Source organism: Centipeda noxia ATCC 43541 (assembly GCF_000160555.1).
Taxonomy (GTDB): Bacteria; Bacillota; Negativicutes; order Selenomonadales; family Selenomonadaceae; genus Centipeda; species Centipeda noxia.
Genome location: NZ_GG749280.1, coordinates 512,088 through 536,672, shown reverse-complemented (window position 1 = coordinate 536,672; position 24,585 = coordinate 512,088). Strand labels below are relative to the sequence as shown.

Below are 24,585 nucleotides of genomic sequence, written 5' to 3'. Positions count from 1 at the left end.
CGCGGGTGAGACGGTTGCAGCGATTGCACCGCATCGCTGGAGCGAGCGCTTTGAGGCCCTCAGAAAACGCACGGAGGACTACAAGGCGGCGAAAAACGACAACGTCAAGATTTTCCTTGCGAACATGGGCCCCATCCCGCAGCACAAGGCGCGTGCGGACTTTACCACAGGCTTCCTGCAGGTCGGTGCGTTCGAGGTGCTCGGCAACGACGGGTTCAAGACCGTTGAGGAGGCTGCGGATGCGGCACGCGCGAGCGGTGCGGACGCGGTTGTTATCTGCTCGACGGATGCGACCTATCCCGAGATCGTTCCGGCCCTTGCGCCGAAGCTCCACGAGGTGCTCCCGAACGCCAGGGTCTTCCTCGCGGGCGCCGCGCCGAAGGATCTTTTGGAGACCTACAACAATGCTGGGATTGACGAGTACATCTCCGTTCGTGCGAACTGCTACGAGGTACTCGAAAGACTGCAGAAAAAGAAAGGGATGATTGCGTAATGGCAGCTTTTACCAACCCGGATTTCACCGGGATGAGCCTCGGCGAAAGCCCGTCCGCAGACTCCAAAGAGTGGCGTGCCCTCTTTGAGGGATCGACCGGGCGGACCTTCGAGGCGCTCACGCATAAGACCATGGAGCGCGTTCCCGTCAAGCCGTATTACGACATTGATGAATATGCGCACATGAACCACCTCGATTTCGCGAGCGGAATTCCGCCCTGCCTGCGCGGGCCGTACTCCACAATGTACGTCTTCCGTCCGTGGACGGTGCGCCAGTACGCAGGTTTCTCGACGGCAGAGGAGTCCAATGCGTTCTATCGCCGCAACCTCGCGGCTGGTCAGAAAGGTCTCTCGATCGCGTTTGACCTCCCGACCCATCGCGGCTATGATGCGGACAATCCGCGCGTCGTCGGCGACGTCGGCAAGGCGGGCGTTTCGGTCTGCTCCATGCTGGATATGAACATCCTGTTCTCGGGCATTCCGCTTGATCAGATGTCCGTCTCTATGACGATGAATGGTGCGGTTCTGCCGGTTCTCGCTTTCTTCATCGTCTCGGGCGAGGAGCAGGGCGTTGACAAGAAGATTATGGCGGGCACGATTCAGAATGATATTCTGAAAGAGTTCATGGTCCGCAACACCTACATCTACCCGCCGGATATGTCCATGCGCATCATCGGCGACATCTTCGAGTACACGACGAAGTATATGCCGAAGTTCAACAGCATCTCCATCTCCGGCTACCATATGCAGGAGGCCGGCGCTCCGGCGGACATCGAGCTCGGCTACACACTGGCCGACGGTCTCGAATACATCCGCACGGGCATCAAGGCAGGGCTTGCCGTCGACGACTTCGCAAAGCGTCTCTCGTTCTTCTGGGCGATCGGCAAGAACTACTTCATGGAGATTGCAAAGATGCGTGCGGCGCGCGTCCTCTGGGCGAAGATCGTCAAGTCGTTCGACGCGAAGAACGACAAGTCGATGGCGCTGCGTACGCACAGCCAGACATCCGGCTGGTCGCTGACGGCGCAGGATCCGTTCAACAACATCGCGCGCACGGCGATGGAGGCAATGGGTGCAGCCCTCGGGCACACGCAGTCGCTCCATACGAACGCACTCGATGAGGCGATTGCTCTGCCGACGGACTTCTCGGCACGCATTGCGCGCAACACGCAGCTCTATATCCAGGATGAGACGAGTGTCGCAAGATCATCGATCCGTGGGGCGGCTCGTACTACGTCGAGGCCCTCACGAACGAGATCATCCGCCGTGCTTGGGCGCATATCCAGGAGGTCGAGGCTCTCGGCGGCATGGCGAAGGCCATCTCGACGGGCCTGCCGAAGATGCGCATCGAGGAGGCGGCTGCACGCCGCCAGGCACAGATCGACTCCGGCATCGAGAGCATCGTTGGCGTGAACAAATACCGTCTCGAGAAGGAGGACCCCCTCCAGATCCTCGCGATCGACAACACGGCCGTGCGTCAGGCACAGGTCGAGCGCCTCGAGAAGCTGCGCGCAGAGCGCAATCCGGACGATGTGCGCCGCTGCCTCGAGGGCATCACGAAGGCGGCGGAGAGCCGCGACAACGGCAACCTCCTCGAGGCGGCCGTCGACGCTGCCCGCGCCCGCGCTTCGCTCGGCGAGATCTCCGACGCTGTGGAGAAGGTCTCCGGCCGTTTCCAGGCGGTTATCCACACCATTTCCGGGGTCTATTCCTCCGAGTTCACGGACAAAACCGAGCTCGACCGCGCCCGCGAGATGGCCGACGAGTTCGAGGAACTCACAGGCCGCCGTCCGCGTATCTTCGTCGCGAAGATGGGACAGGACGGACACGACCGCGGACAGAAGGTCATCGCGTCCTCCTTCGCCGACATGGGCTGGGACGTCGATGTGGGCCCGCTCTTCCAGACGCCGGCAGAGACGGCGCAGGATGCGGTCGACAACGACGTGCACATGGTCGGGTTCAGCTCGCTCGCTGCAGGACACAACACGCTCCTGCCGCAGCTGGTAGATGAGCTGAAGAAGCTCGGCCGCGACGACATCATGGTCTGCATCGGCGGCGTTATCCCCGTGCAGGACTACGATAATCTCTACGAGCACGGTGCCGTGGCGATCTTCGCACCGGGCACGAATATCCCCGAGGCAGGCATCAAGCTCCTGACCCTTCTCATCGAGCGGGCGAAGGAAGAAGCCGCAGGCTGATACAGGGGAACACGGACGAAATCATCCACTCATCTAAGTGCATCTTTTTCGCCCTGCCATCGTCGCCAAATCCTCCGCATAGAACCACTATGCGTCCGGTTTGTCTCCTTGACAGGACAAAAAATCTACACCAATCTGAGCGGATTCAATTCATCCGTGCTCCCCTATGGCGCCGCCCTCACACACGAGGGCGGCGTTTTGCCATACCATGAAAGGAGGAACTATGAGCAAAAAGTACTCCACTGAGCGGCCGGACTGGGTGCCTGAGGATGCCGACTGCAAATTCACGACGAGTGTTATGGGCGGTATTGAGGGAATCAAGGATCTGACCGTCGGGAATATCAATCCGAACCTGTTGAATGGAAAGGGCATGCCGCACCGCAAACTCGTTCTCTCCGAGGATGACTATGTCGCGGGCGTGGAACGCGGCGACCGCATGACGCTCTCGCGCGCGATCACGCTCATCGAGAGCAACAGCAGCCGGCATTTCAAATTGGCGCAACGTGTGCTGCAGCGTCTCCTGCCGAAGACGGGCAACGCTCTGCGCATCGGATTCACCGGTGTTCCGGGGGCGGGCAAGTCCACGATGATCGAGGCGTTCGGCAACATGCTCTGCGATGCGGGACACCGCGTTGCTGTGCTGACCGTCGACCCGACGAGCTCCGTGACAAAGGGCTCCATCCTCGGCGATAAGACGCGCATGGGTACGCTTTCGCGCCGCCCCGAGGCATTCATCCGTCCCTCGCCCGCGGGCGGGACGCTCGGCGGCGTTGCGCGCAAGAGCCGTGAGACCATGCTGCTCTGCGAGGCGGCCGGCTACGACGTTATCATCATCGAGACCGTCGGCGTCGGGCAGTCCGAGACGACGGTACGCTCCATGGTCGACTTTTTCCTGCTCGTTGTGCTGACGGGCGCGGGCGATGAACTCCAAGGCATCAAGAAAGGCATTATGGAGCTTGCGGACGCGATCGTCATCAACAAGGCGGACGGGGACAACCTCATCAAGGCGAAGGTCGCACGCGGGCAATACGAGCGCATGATCGAGTTCATCCGCCCCGCGACGCCGGGCTGGGAGACGCATGCCTATCTCGCCTCGGCGATCGAGAAGACGGGGCTTGCCGAACTCTGGGAGGTCATCCGCATCTTCCGCGAGAAGACCACGGAGAGCGGCGTTTGGAAAAAACGCCGCGAGGGCCAGCTCCTCGACTGGATGAACAGCATGATTGACGAGCACCTGCACAACCTCTTCTTTGAGGATGCCGTTGTGCGCGGACGCATGCCTGAGGTGCGCGATGCTGTGCTTTCGGGGGAGATTTCCCCGACGCAGGCGGTCGCTGAGCTCCTTGGCGTGTTCGACGTTCATCGTGCAGCGGGGCGGCAGGTGGACCTCTTTACGAACTGAGGAGGTGATCCTATGACCAAACGCATTTGCCTCTCGGGCGCGGATATGTATGAACTCGAGGAGGTATTCGCCGGACGGCGCGGCATCGCCTCCGTCCGCACGGGCTATATCAACGCTGCGCCGAAGGCGGCGCATGAAGATGTGGCAAACGGGACGGCAGGCGGACGTATGGGCGTCGAGATTGTTTACGATCCGAAGAAGATCGACATCTCACAGCTGCTCGACCTGCACTTTGCCGTCGTTACGCCGTACAGCATCGACGGACAGGGCTATGTGCGCGGCAGCATGTACCGTGCGGGCGTTTTCTATGAGAGCGCCGAGGATGAGCCGCAGATTCAGCTCTACCTTACCTTCCTCGCGGGGAAGGGGCGCTGCCCTGCGACTGGCGAGCATCTGACGCTCAACGATCCGAACAGCAGCGCGGATGCGCGGCGCGTCATGCATGCGACCATGGAGCGGCTGACCTCCTTCCAGGCAGCAGACGATTCTCATCAGGGCTATCTGAAGCGTCATCCGGAGACCGAGACCTATATCGATCTCGCGCGCCTGCGCGAACTCGTCCAACTGTAAAATATAGCGACATACACCGCCTGCATACGATGTTTGCAGGCGGTATTTTTATGCCGGTCAGAGAACTGTATAGAATTTTTATCTTTTTTAAATATCATTTTATGCTATAATTGACTGTATCGGAGAACATTTTATTTTTTGCAAAGAAATGGGGCATAGGGAAATGACAATACGTACAAAACTGCAGGCGATTCTGATCGTGCTTTTTGTATTTATCATTGGCCTAGTTGGGTTAAACTTTTCTACATTCAACGAACTCAAGGGCGACTCACCGGCGGTTAACGCATCGGGCTCGCTGCGCATGCGCGCCTATCAGCTGTCTTGGCTGTCCGCGCGTCTCGTATCGGCGGACGAGGAGCAGGCGGCGGCGCTGCGCAAGACCATGCAGGAGTATGTCACGGCCTACGATCGTATTCTTGCAGGTCTTGAGAAAGGCGATGCCGAGCTGAATCTCCTTCCCGTTGAGGATGCGGCGGTTCAGCAGCAGCTTGCTGCCGTAAAACCGCTGTGGGAAAGCTACCGCAGCGATGTGCGCGCCGTCTCAGATGCAGCGGATGAGGAGACGAGACGCACGGCAGATGCAAAGGTTGCGGGGGAAGTTGCATCCTATGTTGCTGAGGTCAATAAACTCGTCGCGGCATATGATGCAGCCAGCCAGGCGAAGATTGCAATGTCAAAGGATATTCAGCTGGGGGTCATCGTTCTTGCGCTGTTCATCGTCGGCGGCGCGCTCTGGCTGATTCTCGTGCAGATTCTGCGCCCCCTTGCAGCGCTGACCAAATCATTCAGCGAGATCGCCGAGGGAGAAGGGGATTTAACACAGCAGCTGCATGCAGAGAGGGACGACGAGATTGGACGGATCGTCCGTTACTTCAATACCTTTATCGGCAAGCTGCGTACGATCATGCGCGGTGCACAGGAGAGCGCTGCTGAGGTATCCAGCCTGTCCACTGCACTGTCGCAGGCAAGCGGAGAGAGCAGCCGTGCCGTCGAGCATGTTGCCGGTGCGGTTACAAATGTCGCCGGAGAGGCAAATACGCAGAATGATGATATGCAGAATTTGGCGGACAACGTGGCGCAGATTGCCGCGCATATGTCTCAGATGCTGAAGTACGCTGAGAACTCTGCGGCACTCTCTGCCGACTCCCAGGAAAAGGCGGAGAACGGGCGCGGCAATGCTGAGGCTGTTGCGGCGCAGGCGGGTGTCCTGCGCGGCATTGTTGCGGCGATGGATAAAAATGTGCAGACGCTGACGCAGTACGCTGAGGATATCAACCAGATCATCGATATGATCAAGGGGATCTCCGGACAGACAAATCTGCTCGCGCTCAATGCAGCGATTGAGGCTGCACGTGCCGGGGAGAGCGGTCGGGGGTTCGCTGTTGTTGCGGAAGAGGTTCGCAAGCTGGCTGAGAGCTCAAGCCTTGCCGCAGATGATGTTACGGTGAAAATGACCAGCATTCGTGAGCAGGTTCATGAGACACATACAGCAAATCAGGAGCTTGTGAGCGAACTCGGAAAGATCACAGACGCCATCGATGAGGTTCGCAGTTCCCTCCATGCGATTGCCGAGAGTTCTGCGGCCAGCCGTGCGGCGGTGGGTGACATTGTGCAGCTCAACAAGACCGCATCCGGAGGGGCGCGCAGCGTGGCAGATACCTCCGAGAACGTTGCGAAGGCAGCCAAGCAGATCGCCGGACTCTCTGAGGATTCTGCAGCTTCCATTGAAGAGCAGACAGCCTCTCTGGAGGAATTTGCTGCGACGGCAGAACAGCTTTCGGGACTTGCCGAGAAACTGGACGGGCTCGTCGGGAAGTTCAAAGTATAATCCCGCAGCGCTCTTGCCTCTATGGGGGCTTCTGCATATTTGCGAATAAATTTATGCATGTTCGGGTGTATCTGTCAGAATGTTTTATGCCATAATGGCCAAGATGAGTGAAATGTCCTGTGAGATGAGAGGAGAAATATGACGATTCGCAATAAACTGCGGGCGACGCTTGTTGTCCTATTCGTGTTCATCGTCGGACTCGTCGGGCTCAACTTTCTTACCTTTGCGCAGCTTGAGGGAGACTCACCGGCGGTGAATGCCTCGGGCTCGCTGCGTATGCGCGCGTATCAGCTCGCGTGGCTGTCGGCATGCCTGGTTTCGGCAGACGAAGCCGAGGCGCCGCATATTCGCACTGCGATGCTCACGCGGATCGAGGAATATGACCGTATTCTAAAAGGTCTCGAGAAGGGCGACGCGGAGCTCGGCCTCGGTGCCGCATCCGATGAGGAAGTTCTGACGCAGCTCCATACCCTGCAGCCGCTCTGGCAGACCTATCGCGATGATGTGCGCGCGGTTACGGAAGCTGGCGATGAGGGCGCGAGGAGCGCAGCGAACGCTGAGGTGGCGGCCGCAGTTGATGCCTACGTGAATAATGTCGACAAGCTCGTCATGGCATTTGACAACGCGAGCCAGGCGAAAATTGCTGTATCGAAAAAGATCGAAATCGCAGTGATCGTAGTGGCATTTCTCATTTTTGCCGGGTCCTCCTATCTCATGATTACGCAGATTCTGCATCCGCTCGCGGCGATCACGGCATCCTTCCGTGAAGTCGCGGGCAAGGAGGCGGATCTTACGCAGCAGCTCCAGGCGGAGCGCTATGATGAGATCGGCCGGATCGTGCACTCCTTTAACAGCTTTGTCAGTGATCTGCGTCATCTGGTGCAGCGTGCGCGGGAGTATTCGACGGAGGTCTCGGGACTCTCGGATACCGTCTGGCAGGCGAGTATCGAGAACAGCAAGGCCGTCGAGTACAATGCCGTTGCGGTCACCAGTCTCGCCGGCCATACGAATGAGCAGAACAATGATATACAGCAGCTTGCCGCAAGCATCGCGGGACTTTCGAAGCGCATGAATGAGATGCAGGCATATGCGCAGGCAGATGAACCGGATCGGGCCGCGCTCGCTGCCTCTATTGAGGCGGCACGCAGAGATGCGCAGACGGCTGCGGACGCATCCGGGGAGACGGCAAAGACAGCGCAGGAGATTGCAGAACTGACGCAGGATTCGGCGGCGGCGATCGAGCAGCAGACCGCATCGCTCGAGGCGTTCGCCGCGACGGCAGAACAGCTCAAGGGCCTTGCCGCAAAGCTGGATCGTCTCGTCGGACGGTTCAAGGTATAGCAAGCGATGACATCGGACCGCCGAGAAAATCGGCGGTTTTTTCTTGCGCCGCACGCTGAAACAGCGTACAATAAAGGAGCAAATGCTGTGTATGTAAAGGAGAGGGGAGCCCTATGGAGGTCAATGCAAATCTGGCGCAGGATGTGTTCAAGGATGCGGGGGAGAGCGTCATCTTCCTCATGCTCTCGCTGAAACGCGCGGACGCGGCGAAGGAGCGGGAGATCATCGCCGATATGGCGGACCGCATCGCGGCGATCCAGCGGTCGATGAACATCCGCGTCGCGCCGGAGACGGTGAAGCTCACGCTGGGGTTCAGCAACCGCGCGTGGGAATATCTTTTTCCAAAAGCGAAGAGGCCAAAGGAACTCGAGGACTTTCAGGGCGTGAGCGGAGCGCATCACACAGCGCCCGCAACGCCCGCCGATCTCTTTCTCCATGTGCGCGCAGCGCAGGCGGCGACCACCTATCTCGTCGTCGATCAGATCATGGGCTTCCTGCGCTCCGTCGTGGACGTGGTGGACGAGACGCACGGCTTTCACTACCATGAAGGGCGCGCGATCATCGACTTCATCGACGGCACGGAGAACCCCGTCGGCGAGGAGGCAAAGGAGTGGGCGATCATCGGCGCGGAGGATCCCGACTTCATCAACGGCTCCTATGCGTTCGCGCAGAAATACGTACACGATCTCGACGCATGGCGGGCGCTGCCGACCGAGGTGCAGGAGAAATACATCGGCCGCAGGAAGTACAGCGATCTCGAACTCTCCGATGAGGAGAAGGACCCGCGCGCGCACAACATCATCTCGCAGGACAACCGCGGCGGCGAGGAGCACAAGATCGTGCGCATGAACGTTGTCTTTGCAAATCCCGGCGAGGGGGTGCGCGGCACCTATTTCATCGGCTACGCGCGCCATTGGGATGTGACGCGCACAATGATCAACAATATGTTCACGCAGGACGATCGCCTGCTCGAGTACTCGACGGCGGAGAAGGGGCAGCTCTTCTTCATCCCGTCGAAGGATCTCCTCGGGCGCATTGCCGCGGGCGAATTGTTCTAAAATACGGACGCAAAAATCCCGCTGCACCGGTTCATCCGGCGCAGCGGGATTTTTTGCAGTAATTTTATTCCTTGATCGGCTTTTTGAGCAGCGACAGGATCACAGCGCCGACGACAGCGCCGGCGAAGATGCTCACGAGGTACATGAGCGGATTGCCGATGGTCGGGACGACGAAGATGCCGCCGTGCGGTGCGCGCAGGGTGCAGTCAAAGAGCATCGTGAGCGCGCCCGCAAGCGCGGAGCCGACGACCATCGAGGGGATGACACGGACGGGATCCGCGGCCGCGAACGGGATCGCGCCCTCGGTGATGAAGGAGAGACCCATGACGTAGTTCGTGACGCCTGCCTTGCGCTGGCTCTCGGTGAAGCGGTTCTTAAAGAACGTGGTCGCGAGCGCGATCGCAAGAGGCGGAACCATGCCTCCTGCCATAACCGCGGCCATGACATGATACTCGCCCGAGGCGAGCAGTCCCGTGCCCGTGACGTAGGCCGCCTTGTTGATCGGGCCGCCCATATCGATCGCCATCATGCCGCCGACGATGATGCCCATGAGGATGCGTGCCGAGGGATCCATGCCGCCGAGGGTTGAGACCATCCATGTGTTGATGGCGGAGACCGGCGGGGCGATGATGAAGAGCGAGATAAAGCCCATGATGAGAATGCCGAAGAACGGATAGAGCAGGATGGGCTTGATGCCGTCAAGCGATGCCGGGAGCCCCGCAAAGACCTTCTTGAGTGCGTTGACGGCATAGCCTGAGACGAACCCTGCGAGGAGCGCCCCGAGGAAGCCGGTGCCTGTCGTGCCTGCGAGTGCCCCGCCGACGAAGCCGACGGCAAGACCCGGCCGGTCGGCAATGGACATGCCGATGAATCCTGCGAGAACGGGGAGCATAAAGCCGAACGATGCGCCGCCGACCTGCATGAAGAACTGTGCGAGTGGGGTATTCGAGCCGAACTTCGACGGGTCAATCGTGTAGTCGTCGAAGAGGAAGGCGAGCGCGATGAGAATGCCGCCGCCGACAACGAACGGCAGCATGTGCGAGACACCGTTCATGAGATGCTTGTAGATCTGGCGCGCGAGACTTTCCTCCTCGGCATTGTCTGCACCCTCCGCCGTGTCCGCACCAGCGGAATGGTAGACGGGAGCGTCCCCCCCGAGCGCGCGGTCGATGAGCTCGTCTGCCTTGTTGATGCCGTCCGCGACCTTTGTGATGACGACGCGGCGGCCGTCAAAGCGCGCCATCGGGACGTTCTTGTCCGCAGCGACGATGATGCCGTCGGCAGCGGCGATTTCCTCCGGTGTGAGGACATTCTTCACGCCCGCCGAGCCGTTTGTCTCGACCTTGACCGTGAGACCGCGCTTCTTCGCGTGCTGTTCGATGCTCTCGGCAGCCATGAAGGTGTGCGCGATGCCCGTGGGGCAGGCGGTAACGGCGAGAATCTGGATGTGATCGGCGGCGGGGGCTTCCTCCTCGGCTGCTTCCTCTGCGCGCGGCGGTGCGAATCGGTCGTTTTCCTTATCGTCGATCAGCCGGCGGAACTCCGCGACGGTCTTGGCGGCGATGAGCGCCTCCTTGAAGTCGGGGTCCATGATCATGGTCGCGAGCTTCGAGAGAATGGCGAGGTGTTCGTCGTTCGCGCCGTTCGGCGCTGCGATCATGAAGAAGAGGCGGCTCGGATTGCCGTCCATTGCGGCAAAATCCATCCCGTCCGGGACGGTCATGGCGGCAAGCCCCGGCGCTTTTACGCCGTCGCTCTTGGCGTGCGGCGTCGCAATGCCGTCGCCGAGGCCTGTTGTGCCGCTCTCCTCGCGGATGAGGACATCCTTGACGTACTGCTCTTTATCGCTGAGATTGCCGCCCTTTTCCATGAAATCAGCGAGCAGGCGGATGGCTTCTTCCTTCGAGGCGGGGGCAGAAATACCGAGGGCAATGCTTTCGGGTTTTAAAAGATCGTTGATATGCAAGGGGAAATCCCTCCTTTTATTTGTGTTTTGACTTGCTGCGCCATACGAGCGCGCACAAGTTCATTCGCAAAACGTATCAAGAGACTTCGTGCGGCGCACAGAACAAGAAGAAAATCAAACAATCGTCTTGAGCAGTGCGAGCGTCTCCGCGCGCGTGGCGAGGTTCGGCGAGAACGCGGAGGCGGAGCCGGCCGCAACGCCCATGTAAAAGGCGCGCTCATAGCTGCCGCCCGACTCCATGAAGCCCGCGAGGAAGCCCGCGACCATCGAATCGCCTGCGCCCACGGAGTTGACGAGGGTCCCCTTCGGTGCGGCGGAGCGGTAGAATACGCCCTCGGCCGTGAGGAGAATTGCACCGTCGCTTGCCATCGAGATGAGCACGTTTGTCGCGCCTTCCTCCTGCAGTTTTTTCGCATGGAAGACGATCTCATCGTCTGTTTTCAGCTCTGCGCCGAACATCTCGCCGAGCTCATGATTGTTCGGCTTGATGAGGAAGGGACGGTACTTTAGGACACGCCGCAGGAGATTCTTCGTCGCGTCGACGACGATGCGGATGCCGCGCCCGTCGAGACGCTCCATGATGCGCTCGTAGATGTCATCCGGCAGCGTGTTCGGGATCGAACCTGCGAGGACGAGTGTGTCGCCGTGCGTGAGCCGATCCAGTTTTTCAAAGAGTGCGCGCTGCGCCTCCTCTGTAATGACGGGCCCCTGTCCGTTGATCTCAGTTTCGCTTTCGGCCTTGATCTTCACATTGATGCGTGAGAATCCCTCGTCCAGGCGGACAAAGTCATCCGTGACGCCGAACGAGCAGAGCTGCTGCTGCATTGCGATCCCCGTAAAGCCTGCGAGAAAGCCCAGCGCCGTTGAGTCGTGTCCGAGATTCCTCAGCACGATGGAGACGTTGATCCCCTTGCCCCCCGGCAGGATCTGCTCGTAGTTCACGCGGTTGATCTCGCCCGTGGTGAACTGCTCCAATCGGACGATGTAGTCGATCGACGGATTGAAGGTGACGGTATAGATCATGCAAGTATCCCTCCCTTAAAAATTACCCGATGGAATGACCCTATTCCCATTGAAAATATCATATATGGCGGGGCGGCTAAAGTCAAGGAATCCCTTTCTGTACGGGCGGACTTGTCAGTGCTTTTTCTTTCCTTTATAATAAACAAACAGGAATCTGCACAGGAACAGGGGAGTATATATGACGGAAACAGTTACGGCAGCGGAGCCGCACGTTGAGATGCCGGCTGAGGGGGGAACGCCTGCGGCGGTGAAGCCGAAGAAAACGCCCCACCCCAAGGGGCCGCTTTTTTATCTCAAGAAATGCCTGTGGCTCATTCTCGGTGCACTCATCACCGCTGCGGGCCTCGAGCTCTTCCTCATCCCGAACAACGTCATTGACGGCGGCGTGGTCGGCCTCTCGATCATGTCGCAGACGATCACAGGCATGGGGCTCGGCGTTTTTCTCGTGCTCTACAACATCCCGTTCGTCTACATGGGGTACAAGCAGATCGGCAAGAACTTTGCGCTCTCTACGGTGTTCGCGATCATCATGCTCTCGATCTGGTCGAGTCTGCTGCACAACGTCTCCCAGGTGACGAATGACCCTTTCCTCGCTGCGATCTTCGGCGGCGTGGTGACGGGGCTCGGCGTCGGCATCGTCATGCGCACGGGCGGATGCTTCGACGGGACGGAGATTGTCGCCATCATTCTCGATGCACGGACGCAGTTCTCCGTCGGTGAAGTTGTTATGTTCATCAACCTCTTCATCCTCTCCTCGGCGGGCCTCCTCTATGGTTGGGACAAGGCGATGTACTCGCTGTTTGCCTACTTCGTCATCGCAAAGATGATCGATGTCGTGCTCAAAGGTCTGGACGAGTCCTATGCGGTGATGATCGTCACGAACGAGCACGAGGAGATGACGGCTGCACTGAACGAGCGGCTCGGGCGCGGCGTAACCCTGCTGCACGGCGCGGGCGGCTATACGGGTGAGGCGAAGGAGGTCCTCTACTGCGTCGTCACACGCCTCGAGATCGATAAGCTCAAGGAGATTGTTCTCGATAAGGATGAGAACGCCTTCGTCACCATCAACGCCGTGCACGACATCGTGGGCGGACGGTTCAAGAAGAAAGCGATTCACTGAAAAATCTGCGCGGCTGCGCCGGTGTCGGCGCAGCTCTTTTTGTATGAAAAATACCTCCTGCGGCAGATTTTTGCAGGAGGTATGATTTTACGCGGATCTTTGCTATAATGACAGAGAAGCAGCACAACTGTGATGGGCATATAGGGGAATGTCGGACATACAAATGGGCTTGTATGTCGGAAAAGAGCGGACGAATGAAAATCTACCGATGGAATCAGGGGAATCCGGCGGGACGCCGGCTGTTTGACCGGCTGTTGGAAAAGGCCGGCAATGAGGAGTGGGACGACGAATATCTGCTCCTTTTGATCGAATATCAAAAACTCTATCCGGCGTCCGAGAAGTTCGAAGTGTTCTACGCAAAATATGCACTGGCACAGGGCAATGCAGCGCTTGCGCTTGCGATCGCGCAGGACGGAGAGCGCAAGCGCAGGGTGAGTCCTGTTCTCTGGGAACTCTTGGCAGAATGCTATGAACGCCTCGGAATACGCTGTGAGAGCGCTCTTTACCGTGCCTATCTGCGCGTGCACTGCCGACGGCCGCTGCGCGTATCCGTATCGGCGGGAGAGGAGCAGAGGTACCTCGATCTCTTCACGTGCGCTGCCCGCATGGGCCCCTATGCGCCGTATATTTCTCGGGCAAGATTTGTGTGCGGAAGGATCGAATGGAAGCAGGGCGTCTATGCGGGAGAATGCATCCCTCATGTATTGCCGGAGGCGTATCCGTATTGGGTGGGCGCCTACCTCGAGCGCGGGGAGCTGAACTCGCACGGATGGCTGCTCGCGCGCAGCCGGGAGGATTCCGAATTCGCAGATCACTACGGCGCGGATTTCACCTTTGACATTTGGCGCTCGACGGTGCAGACCGCGCTGGAGGTCCCGTGCGCGCCCGGAGAGACCTATCTGCTGCCCGTCGCCGGGACAGAGCCGTCGCAAAAGATTGATTTTTCCGTTGGGGAGCAGCGTTTCTTTGACCGCGGCGGGCAGTACCGCTATCTGTTTTATCGTGTGGAGAACCCCGTCAAGATTTGCTCCGCGCAGCCCTTTGCGGCAGCGTGCCCCATTCGTCTCGGGCACAGTCCGAAACGAAGGAAGCTTGTGCTCAATATCCTCGTGGACGCGCTGAGCTGGGGCGCGGTCAAAGAATTCCAGTATGCGGACGTGCCCAATCTCATGCGCTTCTTTTCCAAAGGCATTATTTTCAACAATCATTTTTCGGCGGCGGAGTATACCTATCCGTCACTTGCGTCGATTGAGACGGGGATGTATCTGCATCACAACCAAGTGTTCAACGAGATGTTCGGACAGGAGATCGACCCGTCCTATGTGACCATCTCTGAGCGCATGAAGGAACGCGGCTATCTCTGCGTCAATGTCATGGGCGAGGGGGACGGGATATACAACGGCGTGACGCGCGGGTTTGACCGCATCATTGTGGATGCAACCTACCTGCCGGGGTATGAGGCGGTGGAGCGTACGATTCGCCACATCGAGGCATTTGACGAATGCGATCAGTTCCTATGGATGCATTTTGCCGATCCGCATGTCTATTCTGCAGGCGCGCAGGCGCCGCCGACCTCCGTTCAGACGCATTTGCCGCTCGGGCAGCGCATGGAGGGGAGTGCCGATCAGGAGACCAGTGTGAACCTGCCGAGCCGCCCTATCTATATCGCCGCGAACCGGGACAACATCCGCCACGCGGATCGTGTGCTCGGCGTGCTCTTTGAGTATTTGGAAAACCATTTCAGCGACGATGAATACATTGTGCATCTGTACTCGGATCACGGCGTGCCTGTCTATGAGGCAGAGCCCTATCTCACGAGCGAGAAGCAGGCGGGGGCAGCGCTGATGATGCGCGGCGGGGATATTCCTACGCGCGGAATTGTGCAGGAACTGACGAGCGGCGTCGATATCTATCATATCGTGGCGCATAATGTCGGCTTCCCGGTCGGAGAGAATACCGACGGCAGCCTCCCCGCGGTGCTCGGCGGGAAAGAGCGCGCCTATGTCATCTCCAATTCCATCTATCCCGGCAAACGCTACGAACTTGGGATTCGTACATCGGATTATGAGTTCCGGCTTGCCTCGGAGGATATCGTCGGCATGGACGGCACCGTTGACCTTGCGGATGCGAAGATGGCTGTGTGGAAGAGAACGCCCGCACATGAGAATGTCGATGATGAGGAGGTCTTTCAGTACTTTTACCGCATTGCAGCGGAGTTTACAAGGGGCGCGATCGACCACGAAGGACATCGCTGGCCTGAGATTGCCGGCTGAGGCTGCGCGGAGAAGGGAATCTACGCGGCGCATCATTATGAGAGAAACTGTTTGACGGGAGGACATCCTATGAAAGTGGTACTGCTCGCCGGGGGATGGGGCACGCGCATTGCGGAGGAGTCCGAGCTGCGCCCGAAGCCGATGGTCGAGATCGGGGGCATGCCGATTCTTTGGCACATCATGAAGGAATACAGCCATTATGGTTTCTATGAGTTCATCATCTGTGCAGGTTATAAGCAGCACATGATCAAGGAGTGGTTTGCCGACTACTTCCTCTACACGTCGGATATCACATTTGACTTTACGCAGGGCAGCCGCACCATCGTTCACAATCAGCATACGGAGCCGTGGAGGGTTACGGTCGTGGACACCGGCCTCCATACGATGACCGGCTCGCGTATTCGGCGGATCCGGAAATACATCGGCGATGAACCCTTCATGATGACCTACGGCGACGGCGTCTGCGATGTCGATATCGCAAAGCTGGTTGAGTTTCATCGCGCGCATGGGAAGATCGCTACGCTGACGACTGTGATGCAGAAGCAGCAAAAAGGGATCCTCTCGATTGAGGTGGATAATTCCGTGCGTTCCTTCCGTGAGAAGGCGATGGAGGACGCCGCGCCGATCAATGCGGGCTATATGGTCCTTGAGCCGGAGGTGTTCTCCTACATCGGAGAGGGGGATCAAGAGGTGTTCGAGGGCGCCCCGCTTGAGCGCATTGCCTCCGAGGGACAGCTGATGAGCTATAAGCACGAAGGGTTCTGGCAGTGCATGGATACGCTGCGGGAAAAGATGCTTTTGGAAAAGATGTGGCAGGAGAATAAAGCGCCGTGGCGGACGTGGGATGAATGAGCGCGCTGAGCGGGGAGGACCCGTATCAAGGACCCTTCGGATTTATGAGACAGCGGGAGGCGGTGAGAGGATGGAGATCGATTTCTATCGCGGGAAACGCGTTTTCCTCACGGGGCATACGGGCTTTAAGGGCATGTGGCTCGCGCTCCTGCTCCTGCGTGCGGGGGCGGAGGTAACGGGCTTCGCGCTGGACGCGCCGACGCAGGGCGGCAGAAAAGCGCTCGAACGCCTCGGCGTCTTGAAGGAGATGCGCGATGTGCGCGGTGATGTGCGGGATCTCTCCGCACTCTCCCGCGCGTTTGACGAAGCGCGGCCGGAGGTCGTGTTCCATCTCGCGGCGCAGCCCATCGTGCGCGAGAGTTACCGTCAGCCTGTGGATACGTTCGCGGCGAATGTAATGGGCACGGTCAACCTGCTCGAATGCGTCCGCACATCGAGTACTGCACATGCTGTCCTCGTCGTGACGACGGACAAGGTCTATGAGAACAGAGAGTGGGTATGGGGATACCGTGAGAACGAGCCGCTGATGGGCTATGATCCGTATGCGGCGAGCAAAAGCTGTGCGGAACTTGCCGTTTACAGCTATCGGCAGAGTTTTTTTGCCGACGGCGGCGTACGCCTCTCGAGTGCGCGTGCGGGCAATGTGATCGGCGGCGGGGATTTTGCGCCTGACCGCGTCATCCCCGACTGCATCCGTGCCGTCGTGCGCGGGCAGGTGATCCACATCCGCAGCCCCCATTCGACGCGCCCCTATCAGCATGTGCTCGAACCGCTCTCGGCCTATCTGATGCTTGCGGCGCGGCAGACAGAGGATGCTTCCCTTGTCGGCGCGTGGAACGTCGGCCCCGACGATGCGGACTGCGTGACGACAGGAGAGCTCGCCGATATTTTCTGCACGGCATGGGGCGGCGGCGCACGGTGGCAGGCGGTCGAGAGCGACGGTCCGCATGAGGCACATTTTTTGAAGCTTGACTGCTCGAAGCTGAGGAGCACGCTCGGGTGGAACCCGCGCTGGCATATTGCAGACGCCGTGGAGAAAACGACAGAATGGGCCAAGGCGTGGGAAGCCGGCGCAGATATGCGCGCTTTTACGGAGAAGCAGATCGATATGTTTCTTTCGCAGGATAAATCTTATGTGTTTTAGGGAGAGAATGTGATGAGTGAGCGCGAGATGCGCGGGGAGATCCTTGCGCTGGTGCGGGAATACTGCGCGAAATATCATGCGCCGAAGGCGGACTTTGCTCCCGGCGATCGCCTGCCCTATGCGGCGCGTGTCTACGACCACGAGGAGATGGAGAACCTCGTCCAGAGTGCACTGGAGTTCTGGCTGACGGCGGGGCATTATACGGATGCATTTGAGCGCGGCTTTGCCGATTTCCTCGGCGTCCGGCACTGTTCTCTCGTCAACTCGGGCTCATCGGCGAATCTGCTCGCCTTTATGGCGCTCACCTCACCGCTCCTCGGAGCGCGTGCCGTCGGGCGCGGCGACGAGGTGATCACGGTGGCGGCGGGATTCCCGACGACGGTTGCCCCGATCATCCAGCACGGCGCCGTGCCCGTCTTTATCGATGTGACCCTGCCGACGTACAATGCGGATGTGTCCATGCTTGAGAGTGCGCTTTCGCCGCGGACAAAGGCGGTGATGATCGCGCACACGCTCGGCAATCCGTTTGACCTGGCAGCGGTCAAATCGTTCTGCGATGCGCATGATCTCTGGCTCGTCGAGGATAACTGCGATGCGCTCGGGTCCGCGTATACGCTGGACGGCGCGGTACACTATACGGGGACAATCGGCGACATCGGCACGTCGAGTTTCTATCCGCCGCACCACATGACGATGGGTGAGGGCGGTGCAGTCTATACGAATAATGCCCTGCTGCACCGCATCGTGCGCTCCCTCAGGGACTGGGGGCGCGACTGTGTCTGTGCATCAGGGCAGGATAATCTGTGCGGGCACCGCTTTGATCGGCAGGATGGAGAACTACCGCGCGGCTATGACCACAAATATGTCTATTCACATTTCGGTTACAATCTCAAGGCAACGGATATGCAGGCAGCCATCGGCACCGCGCAGCTGAAGAAGCTGCCGGGCTTTGTGCAGCGGCGCCGGCATAATTTCGCGCGTCTTCGCGCGGCGCTCGCAGAAATGGAGGACGCATTCATCCTGCCGGAGGCGACGCCGCATGCGGATCCCAGCTGGTTCGGATTCCTCCTGACATGCCGTGCGGGGATTGATCGGACGGCAGTTGTCCGCAACATCGAGGCGAAGGGGATTCAGACGCGGATGCTCTTTGCGGGGAATCTGACAAAGCATCCGTGCTTTGATCAGATGCGCGCATCGGGGGAAGGATACCGAATCGTCGGTTGCCTCGACACGACCGACCGCATTATGAACGACACGTTCTGGCTCGGCGTGTATCCGGGCCTTACCGATGAGATGATTGACTATATGGCGCGTACCGTGAGAGAATCCGTACGAAAAAGGTAGGGGAATCAGCAGCGCACGAAATCATACGGCGGAGGTTCGTCCTTCGCCTTTTTCTTTTTGCTGCGCGGGGGCAGACAGATGAGAAATGCGGTGGCGTAGGCGGTGATGGGGATGGCACAGAGGAGGCCGATGCTGCCGATGAGGGAGCGCACGATTTCCGTTGCGATCATGTTGAGGTTCATGACGTGCAGGAGCGAGATGTCGGGCTGTGCGGAGATGAGCAGGATGAGCGGGAGCGCGCCGCCGATGTAGGCGAGGACGAGCGTATTCGCCATCGTGCCCATGACGTCGCGGCCGACGTTCATGCCGGAGGCGACGAGCGCACGGAATTTGGTGTTGGGCGCGAGTGCCTTCATCTCGTACTGGGCAGAGGCGATGGAGACGGCGACATCCATGACGGCGCCGAGCGCGCCGAGTACGATGCCGGAGAAGAGGAGCTCACGAAAGTCCACGTCCTGCAGATAAAGTACCTTGAGCATGCCGGCCTGTTCCTCGGCGACGCCCGTGAGGTAGGTAAAGTGGATGGCGAGGATGGCGAGAATCCCGGCGATCAGGATGCCGCCGATGGTGCCGATGATGGCGCCCGCGGATTTTACGTTGCATCCGTTGACGAGGAGCTGCGTGGCAAGCGTAATGGCGGAGCCGATGAGGAAGGTCCAGAGCAGGATATGCGTCGGAGAGAAGAGGATAAAGCCGATGAGCCCCTTTGCGATGAGGAGAACGGCAAAGAGAAGGACCAGGAGCGCTTTGAGTCCTGTCATCCCGCCGAAGAGAATGAGGAGCGCAGCGAAGCCGATCAAGAGAAAGAGCATTGCGGGCAGACGGTCGTAGTCGACGATGGCGTAGCCCTCCCCCTCGGCGCGCACGATGATGTTTTCATCTGCCTTCGGATGAATGTCGAAGGCGGGATTGTTCATCGTCTGATGCGTGATCGTCGCCTCGGTTCCCTCCGCGGGGCCGGAGTCGAGACGAATGCGCACCTCATACTGCGCGCTGCCCGGCGCGAATGCGGTCGCGCCGCCCTCGAGCTCCTGGACGCTCAGAACCTCCGCCTTATAGGTCGGCGGATCGCCGTCCTCTCCGCCGGGCAGGTGAAAGAGGATATAGCAGAGGGCCGAGATGGAGAAGCAGACGGCGAGGAAGCGGGCAAAGCGCTGCGGATGTATTTTCATGAGGGGCCCCTTTCGTTGCGTGCGGGAATGATCAAAATTATCATATACGCTGATAATGATATTTATATGAGAATGATGCCAATACTTATTCTTGATTACGCCGAAAGCATTGACATGTCGATTATTCTCAACTATACTGAGAACAACGAGATGATTCCAGAGAGAATTGCGGCGGCACACTGCCGGGATTCTCACGGCGCAGGAATTGTCATCGTCTCACGGAGAGATCCGTCAAGGCTGCCATATGGGCGGCCTTTTTTGTTCAGAAGTATTTTCTGGGACGGGATTTTGACGAGACGTTCACTCACTGGTGAGGCAAAGCGCCAAGGAGCGAAGGTGCCCCCAAAGGGGACGGTATGACAAAGGAGGAACCATCATGTTCTCAAAGACAGATTTTTGGATCGGCCTTGCGGTCGGCGCGGTAGCGGGTATTTTCGGCTATCGCTTCATGCAGGAGCGCACGCAGCAGATGGCTGCACTGGAGGCCGGCCAGGCGGAGCTGTCGCTGGCGGAGCTCCAGCGTCAGAAGGAAGAGCTTGAGGATCTGATCGCGGCACAGTCCGCGGCGGAGCAGTAAGAGTTCTCAGGGATCCGGGGCTGCCGCGCGGTATCGCGTGCAGCCCTTTTTTGAAAGGATACTTCCTATGAATATTTTCGATGTGATTAAGAACGCGGTTCCGCAGTCGGCGGCGGATCTCTTCGTCCGCTCCACCGACATCGCCTCCTATATGCCGGGGCGCGTGCGCCTTTACAGCAAGCAGCTGGTGAACAATGCGGCGCTGGAGAAGCAGGTGCAGGCACATCTTGGCACGTTCGCAGAGATCGAGCGTGTGGATACGAATATCGCGACGGGCTCGATTCTCATCACCTATGAGCCGGAGCGTCTGCGTGCGAATGCAGAGCTGCGGCGTGTGGAGGAGTATATGCGCGCACATGCGAGGAGGCGGTCATCATGACGTATCTTTCGGGGCTGATGCTCGGCGCATCGCTTGCGAATATGCTGCGCCAGACGCTCGGTGCGCGCGATGCGGGAGCCTTTGCGGCCCAGGGAACGCGCGGCGGCCGTGTACGCACGGCACAGAGCGGGATGTTCCCGTCTCTTTCGGGCGCTCTGACGGGCGGCCTGCCGACGAGTCTTTTCGGCCTGCCCGGGCGAACGGGCGGTGCGGCAGGAGTTCCTGCAGGGACGGCAGAGACTGTCTCGCCGCCGCGGTATCGGGCAAACAATACGGCAGAGGCGGCGTTCACGTGTGTCCACGCGTCCTCCGGGCGGCGCCGCTATCGAACACCGTATCTGACGGAAGAATTTGCAAATGTGCTCGAAGTGTGCCTGATGCGCCTGCCGTTTGTGCGCACGGTGCGTGCAAACGCTGCCTCCGGGAGCATTCTGCTGATCTATCCGCCGGAGGACGAGGCGCACATTCTCGTGCTCGCGGAGGGGCTGGAGGCGATCTTTGCAGAGGGGCGGACAGCGCCGCCGCCGGCGACGCTCGCGCAGAGCATACGCCGGTCCGTGCATGATTTCAGCGGTTGGATCCAGCGGCATACGGGCGGAGCGCTCGATCTGAGTTCCACGGTTGCCGCGATCTTTGTCCTGCGCGGGATTCGTCAGCTCGTCCTGTCGAATAATACGCCGCCTGGCTCGCAGATGCTCTGGTGGGCACTGACGCTGATGAGAGGATGGAGGGTATGAAGCTGACGCATACGCGGCTCCGTCTGTATGCAGATCTGCCGCGCGCAGATGCGCTGCGCCTTGCGGCACGCATGCGCCGTTTTCCTGCGGTGGCGGCGGCATCCGTGCGGGAGGGGCGTATCGATCTCTGGCATGAGGGCGCGATTCCGTCGGCACGCATTTGTGCGGCGGCGGCGCGTGCGGTGCGCGAGGCGGCGGAGAAGGCGGTGACACCGACGGAGCAGATGGCGGAGTTCCGCCGCGATGCCGTGATCTCGCTTGCGGGCTTTGCGGCGATGGAGCTCCTGCGGCGCGGCGCGCCGGAGGTCTTTGCCGCGGTTAAGATCCTGCGCTCCCTGCTCGTGCTCGGCATCGCGCGCAATTTCATCAAGACAGGGATCGGCGGGCTGATCCGCGACCGCCAGCCGAATGCCGACACACTGACAACGACGGCGGTCGTTGCCTCGGTGCTCGCGGGAAAACCTGAGTCGAGCCTCATGCTCCTCGCACTCAGCAACGGTGCGGAGATGCTGACAAGCTATGCAGCGGAGAAAGCCCGCACGCATATTTCGGGGCTGCTTTCGCTCGGACAGCGCGATGTCTGGCTTGTCGAAGAGACGCCCGACGGCGAGGTTGAGCGGAAGGTGCCCGTGGAGGAGGTCCGCCCCGGCGACACGATTGCCGTGCACGCAGGGGAAAAGATTGTCATCGACGGGCGCGTCCTGCGCGGTGATGCGGCGGTGACGCAGGCATCCATCACGGGCGAATCCGCGCCTGCGATGAAGAGCGAGGGCGCACCTGTCTATGCGGGCAGCGTAGTTGAGGCGGGCGAGCTCGTCGTTGCGGTGGAGAAGGTGGGCGGCGATACCTCGCTCGCGCACATTGTCCATCTCGTCGAGGAGGCGCAGACGCGCCGCGCGCCCGTGCAGAACTTCGCCGATCAGATGGCCAACTACCTCGTGCCCGTGTCCTTCCTCGGCGCAGCGATTGTCTACGGGGCAACGCGCGACTGGGGGCGGGTGCTGAACCTGCTCTTTATCGATTTTTCCTGCGGGCTGAAGCTCTCGACGGCGACGGCGATGTCGGCGTCGATTGCAGCTGCGGCCAAGCGCGGCATCCTCGTCAAGGGGGGCAACTACATCGAGGCGCTGGCCCGCACGGATACGGTTGTGCTGGACAAGACAGGGACGCTGACGGTCGGCGTGCCGGAGATTACGTTCATCCGCACGGCGGCAGGCGTGGAGGAGAAGGAAGTCGTCCTGCTCGCGGCGTCGGCAGAGGAGCACTCTGTGCATCCGCTCGCGGTCGCGATTCAAAAATATGTGGAAGAGCATGCGTGGAAGGCTCCGCAGCACCGCTCGTCCGAGACGGTCGTGGCGCGCGGCATGTTGGCCGAGGTGCCGGATTTCGAGGGATTTGCGGGCGGTACGGTTCGGGTCGGCAGCCGCCGCTTCCTGCAGGAGAACGGCGTTGCGGACGAGGAGGACCTCAGCGCTGCCGTGCGGGGCAAGAATCTCCTTTACGTCGCGCGCGATAAAAAGCTCATCGGCATCATCGGCATCGAGGACCCCATTCGGCCAAAGATGAAGAAGACGCTGAACCAGATGCGCCGCTGCGGCGTGGACGAGATCGTCATGCTCACAGGCGATGCGAAAGCAGTTGCTGCAGAGGTGGCGCGCGCAATGGATGTGGACTCCTATCACGCGGAGATCCTGCCCGAGGATAAGTCGCGCTATGTCAATCAGCTCAAGCAGCGCGGGACGGTCATGATGGTCGGCGACGGCATCAACGATGCGCCGGCGCTCGCATTTGCGGATGTGGGCGTCTCGCTCGGCGGGCGGCAGACGGATATTGCGGCGGAGTCCTCGGCGGTGACGATTCACTCGGAGGATCCCGCTCGTCTTGTGGAGGCACTGCGTCTCGGACAGCGGACCATGCACCTCGTGCATCAGAACTTTAAGGCGACCCTGCTCATCAATTCCTCGGCGATGCTGCTCGGCGCACTCGGGGCGATCAGCCCGCTCGCGGCAGCGGCAATCCACAACACGGCAACGCTCGGCGTGGTGCTGAACAGCTGCCGCGTACTGGCGCCGGAGGGAGGCGTGTTTGCGCGGGGGAAGACCCGCTGAGGGAGTCCCGCATCCGAATCGGGGCAGTATTGCTTTTTCTTTTATCCTGTTGTAGAATACGATAGAAATCAAATGGAGAGATCGTTTCGGATCGCTGCGCACCGCCGATCCGATCTTTGAGGGGGCGTTTTATCAATGGCAGGAAAGATGAAGAACTGCTCAAGCTGCGGGAAGGTGTTCATCTCGATCAATAATTCCCGCATCTGTATGGATTGCCGCGAAAAGGAAGAGCAGTGGGAGAAGGAGGTCGTCACGTATGTGCGCGATCATCCAAAGAGCCAGATTTCCGAGATCGTCGAGGCAACCGGCGTGCAGGAGCCGATTATCCGCCGCATGATTCGCGAGGGACGCTTCGTATCGACGGGTGCAGAGCTTTTCTATCCGTGTGAAAAATGCGGTTCGCCCATTCAGAGAGGGCAGTACTGCGAAAAGTGCCAGAAAGAGCTCCGCGACGATCTGGCTGCGCACATGGCGAAGCAGCGTCCCGCAGGGAAAAGCAAGAGCGGTGACGGCGGACAGGGTCACCGCGGTTATGTGACGCTCGGCAAAAAGTAATAAAGAGGAAAGACGCGCGCTTAGGAAAAATTTCTTAAGTACGCGTCTTTTTTTTTCGATAAAAAATGTAAAAGGACTCCGGGGACCTCCCCGGAGGGACAGAAACGCGGATGCGGCCGTCGGCAGCAGCGGCGCTTCTGAAATACATAGGTGGTGAAAAATATGTTGATCAGCAATCATGCAATTTCGGCAGTGAGCCGTCTGTATGCAGGCAGCCAGACATCGGGCACGCGCCGCGTGAATGCGGCGGGGACCGTGCAGCCTCCGGATGCGCTCGAACTCTCCGGCGAGGCCCAGAGCTTCGGCGACATCCTGCAAAAGCTGCGCGGCATGGACGATGTGCGTGCTGAGCGCGTGGAAGCGCTTTCCGCACGTACGCATGAACCCGCGTCGGCGGACATCGCGGCCAAGATGCTCGCGATGCGCTACTGATACAGGGACTCTTT

20 protein-coding genes and 1 pseudogene are annotated in these 24,585 nt (G+C 59.6%); 18 read left to right on the top strand and 3 right to left on the bottom strand.

Annotated features, from left to right (window positions below; translation table 11 throughout):
* The 7 genes and pseudogenes from HMPREF7545_RS10400 to HMPREF7545_RS06440 all read left to right on the top strand — a co-directional run.
* A partial coding sequence (locus HMPREF7545_RS10400; protein ID WP_006694902.1) for a cobalamin B12-binding domain-containing protein occupies positions 1–493 on the top strand: 493 nt, incomplete at its 5' end.
* Positions 493–2,690, top strand: a pseudogene (gene scpA, locus HMPREF7545_RS06465) (methylmalonyl-CoA mutase). The gene HMPREF7545_RS10400 and the pseudogene scpA, both read left to right, overlap by 1 nt.
* 223 nt (positions 2,691–2,913) lie before the next feature.
* Positions 2,914–4,092, top strand: a complete 1,179-nt coding sequence (gene meaB, locus HMPREF7545_RS06460) for a methylmalonyl Co-A mutase-associated GTPase MeaB (protein ID WP_006695964.1) — start codon at positions 2,914–2,916, stop codon at positions 4,090–4,092.
* 12 nt (positions 4,093–4,104) lie between these two features.
* Entirely contained in the window at positions 4,105–4,662 is a 558-nt protein-coding gene (locus tag HMPREF7545_RS06455; protein WP_006694898.1) for a peptide-methionine (S)-S-oxide reductase, read from the top strand.
* A gap of 163 nt (positions 4,663–4,825) precedes the next feature.
* On the top strand, positions 4,826–6,490 hold the full coding sequence (locus tag HMPREF7545_RS06450; RefSeq protein WP_040571249.1) for a methyl-accepting chemotaxis protein: 1,665 nt from the start codon (positions 4,826–4,828) through the stop codon (positions 6,488–6,490).
* Between the two features lie 138 nt (positions 6,491–6,628).
* Positions 6,629–7,831 (top strand): type IV pili methyl-accepting chemotaxis transducer N-terminal domain-containing protein, encoded by a 1,203-nt coding sequence (locus tag HMPREF7545_RS06445; RefSeq protein ID WP_006694896.1) that lies wholly within the window; start codon positions 6,629–6,631, stop codon positions 7,829–7,831.
* Between the two features lie 113 nt (positions 7,832–7,944).
* Positions 7,945–8,889 (top strand): Dyp-type peroxidase, encoded by a 945-nt coding sequence (locus HMPREF7545_RS06440; protein WP_006694895.1) that lies wholly within the window; start codon positions 7,945–7,947, stop codon positions 8,887–8,889.
* Positions 8,890–8,953: 64 nt separating this feature from the next.
* Here HMPREF7545_RS06440 and HMPREF7545_RS06435 read toward each other — a convergent pair whose 3' ends face one another.
* Together HMPREF7545_RS06435 and pfkB are read right to left on the bottom strand one after the other, a co-directional pair.
* Positions 8,954–10,855: a PTS fructose transporter subunit IIABC gene (locus HMPREF7545_RS06435; protein WP_006694894.1), complete on the bottom strand. Its 1,902-nt coding sequence runs from the start codon at positions 10,853–10,855 to the stop codon at positions 8,954–8,956.
* A gap of 114 nt (positions 10,856–10,969) precedes the next feature.
* The gene (gene pfkB / locus HMPREF7545_RS06430; RefSeq protein WP_006694893.1) at positions 10,970–11,878 is read right to left on the bottom strand and encodes a 1-phosphofructokinase; all 909 of its coding nucleotides are present in this window, start codon (positions 11,876–11,878) and stop codon (positions 10,970–10,972) included.
* A 217-nt stretch (positions 11,879–12,095) separates the two neighbouring features.
* On the opposite strand from pfkB, the gene HMPREF7545_RS06425 reads away from it, so the two are divergent.
* The 5 genes from HMPREF7545_RS06425 to rfbH all read left to right on the top strand — a co-directional run bounded on the left by HMPREF7545_RS06425 (position 12,096) and on the right by rfbH (position 18,611).
* Positions 12,096–12,998 carry a YitT family protein gene (locus tag HMPREF7545_RS06425; protein ID WP_248681282.1) on the top strand — a complete coding sequence of 301 codons (903 nt, stop codon included), beginning with the start codon at positions 12,096–12,098 and terminating at the stop codon, positions 12,996–12,998.
* Positions 12,999–13,192: 194 nt separating this feature from the next.
* Positions 13,193–15,271, top strand: coding sequence for a sulfatase-like hydrolase/transferase (locus HMPREF7545_RS06420; protein ID WP_040571275.1), 2,079 nt, complete (start codon positions 13,193–13,195; stop codon positions 15,269–15,271).
* 69 nt (positions 15,272–15,340) lie between these two features.
* A complete protein-coding gene (rfbF, locus tag HMPREF7545_RS06415) occupies positions 15,341–16,123 on the top strand; it encodes a glucose-1-phosphate cytidylyltransferase (RefSeq protein ID WP_006694889.1) in 783 nt (260 codons plus the stop codon).
* 70 nt (positions 16,124–16,193) lie between these two features.
* On the top strand, positions 16,194–17,267 hold the full coding sequence (rfbG, locus tag HMPREF7545_RS06410; RefSeq protein WP_040571248.1) for a CDP-glucose 4,6-dehydratase: 1,074 nt from the start codon (positions 16,194–16,196) through the stop codon (positions 17,265–17,267).
* 12 nt (positions 17,268–17,279) lie between these two features.
* Positions 17,280–18,611 (top strand): lipopolysaccharide biosynthesis protein RfbH, encoded by a 1,332-nt coding sequence (rfbH, locus tag HMPREF7545_RS06405; RefSeq protein WP_006694887.1) that lies wholly within the window; start codon positions 17,280–17,282, stop codon positions 18,609–18,611.
* 5 nt (positions 18,612–18,616) lie between these two features.
* Here rfbH and HMPREF7545_RS06400 read toward each other — a convergent pair whose 3' ends face one another.
* Positions 18,617–19,783 carry a YibE/F family protein gene (locus HMPREF7545_RS06400; RefSeq protein ID WP_006694886.1) on the bottom strand — a complete coding sequence of 389 codons (1,167 nt, stop codon included), beginning with the start codon at positions 19,781–19,783 and terminating at the stop codon, positions 18,617–18,619.
* 376 nt (positions 19,784–20,159) lie between these two features.
* Here HMPREF7545_RS06400 and HMPREF7545_RS06390 point away from each other — a divergent pair, with 376 nt between their 5' ends.
* From HMPREF7545_RS06390 to HMPREF7545_RS06365, 6 genes are all read left to right on the top strand, one after another.
* Entirely contained in the window at positions 20,160–20,360 is a 201-nt protein-coding gene (locus HMPREF7545_RS06390) for a Z-ring associated ZapG family protein (RefSeq protein ID WP_006694884.1), read from the top strand.
* A gap of 67 nt (positions 20,361–20,427) precedes the next feature.
* A complete protein-coding gene (locus tag HMPREF7545_RS06385) occupies positions 20,428–20,739 on the top strand; it encodes an HMA2 domain-containing protein (protein ID WP_006694883.1) in 312 nt (103 codons plus the stop codon).
* Complete coding sequence (locus HMPREF7545_RS06380) at positions 20,736–21,476, top strand: HMA2 domain-containing protein (RefSeq protein WP_006694882.1); 741 nt, start codon at positions 20,736–20,738, stop codon at positions 21,474–21,476. Before HMPREF7545_RS06385 ends, HMPREF7545_RS06380 begins: the two co-directional genes overlap by 4 nt.
* The gene (locus tag HMPREF7545_RS06375; RefSeq protein ID WP_006694881.1) at positions 21,464–23,584 is read left to right on the top strand and encodes a heavy metal translocating P-type ATPase; all 2,121 of its coding nucleotides are present in this window, start codon (positions 21,464–21,466) and stop codon (positions 23,582–23,584) included. Before HMPREF7545_RS06380 ends, HMPREF7545_RS06375 begins: the two co-directional genes overlap by 13 nt.
* A gap of 135 nt (positions 23,585–23,719) precedes the next feature.
* Positions 23,720–24,139 (top strand): hypothetical protein, encoded by a 420-nt coding sequence (locus tag HMPREF7545_RS06370; RefSeq protein ID WP_006694880.1) that lies wholly within the window; start codon positions 23,720–23,722, stop codon positions 24,137–24,139.
* A 162-nt stretch (positions 24,140–24,301) separates the two neighbouring features.
* A complete protein-coding gene (locus HMPREF7545_RS06365; RefSeq protein ID WP_006694879.1) occupies positions 24,302–24,571 on the top strand; it encodes a flagellar biosynthesis anti-sigma factor FlgM in 270 nt (89 codons plus the stop codon).
* Positions 24,572–24,585 lie beyond the last annotated feature (14 nt).

Coding starts and splice junctions, on each gene's coding strand:
- meaB (WP_006695964.1), top strand. CDS start 2,914: ATGAGCAAAAAGTACTCCACTGAGCGGCCGGACTGGGTGCCTGAGGAT.
- HMPREF7545_RS06455 (WP_006694898.1), top strand. CDS start 4,105: ATGACCAAACGCATTTGCCTCTCGGGCGCGGATATGTATGAACTCGAG.
- HMPREF7545_RS06450 (WP_040571249.1), top strand. CDS start 4,826: ATGACAATACGTACAAAACTGCAGGCGATTCTGATCGTGCTTTTTGTA.
- HMPREF7545_RS06445 (WP_006694896.1), top strand. CDS start 6,629: ATGACGATTCGCAATAAACTGCGGGCGACGCTTGTTGTCCTATTCGTG.
- HMPREF7545_RS06440 (WP_006694895.1), top strand. CDS start 7,945: ATGGAGGTCAATGCAAATCTGGCGCAGGATGTGTTCAAGGATGCGGGG.
- pfkB (WP_006694893.1), bottom strand. CDS start 11,878: ATGATCTATACCGTCACCTTCAATCCGTCGATCGACTACATCGTCCGA.
- HMPREF7545_RS06425 (WP_248681282.1), top strand. CDS start 12,096: ATGCCGGCTGAGGGGGGAACGCCTGCGGCGGTGAAGCCGAAGAAAACG.
- HMPREF7545_RS06420 (WP_040571275.1), top strand. CDS start 13,193: ATGAAAATCTACCGATGGAATCAGGGGAATCCGGCGGGACGCCGGCTG.
- rfbF (WP_006694889.1), top strand. CDS start 15,341: ATGAAAGTGGTACTGCTCGCCGGGGGATGGGGCACGCGCATTGCGGAG.
- rfbG (WP_040571248.1), top strand. CDS start 16,194: ATGGAGATCGATTTCTATCGCGGGAAACGCGTTTTCCTCACGGGGCAT.
- rfbH (WP_006694887.1), top strand. CDS start 17,280: ATGAGTGAGCGCGAGATGCGCGGGGAGATCCTTGCGCTGGTGCGGGAA.
- HMPREF7545_RS06400 (WP_006694886.1), bottom strand. CDS start 19,783: ATGAAAATACATCCGCAGCGCTTTGCCCGCTTCCTCGCCGTCTGCTTC.
- HMPREF7545_RS06390 (WP_006694884.1), top strand. CDS start 20,160: ATGTTCTCAAAGACAGATTTTTGGATCGGCCTTGCGGTCGGCGCGGTA.
- HMPREF7545_RS06385 (WP_006694883.1), top strand. CDS start 20,428: ATGAATATTTTCGATGTGATTAAGAACGCGGTTCCGCAGTCGGCGGCG.
- HMPREF7545_RS06380 (WP_006694882.1), top strand. CDS start 20,736: ATGACGTATCTTTCGGGGCTGATGCTCGGCGCATCGCTTGCGAATATG.
- HMPREF7545_RS06375 (WP_006694881.1), top strand. CDS start 21,464: ATGGAGGGTATGAAGCTGACGCATACGCGGCTCCGTCTGTATGCAGAT.
- HMPREF7545_RS06370 (WP_006694880.1), top strand. CDS start 23,720: ATGGCAGGAAAGATGAAGAACTGCTCAAGCTGCGGGAAGGTGTTCATC.
- HMPREF7545_RS06365 (WP_006694879.1), top strand. CDS start 24,302: ATGTTGATCAGCAATCATGCAATTTCGGCAGTGAGCCGTCTGTATGCA.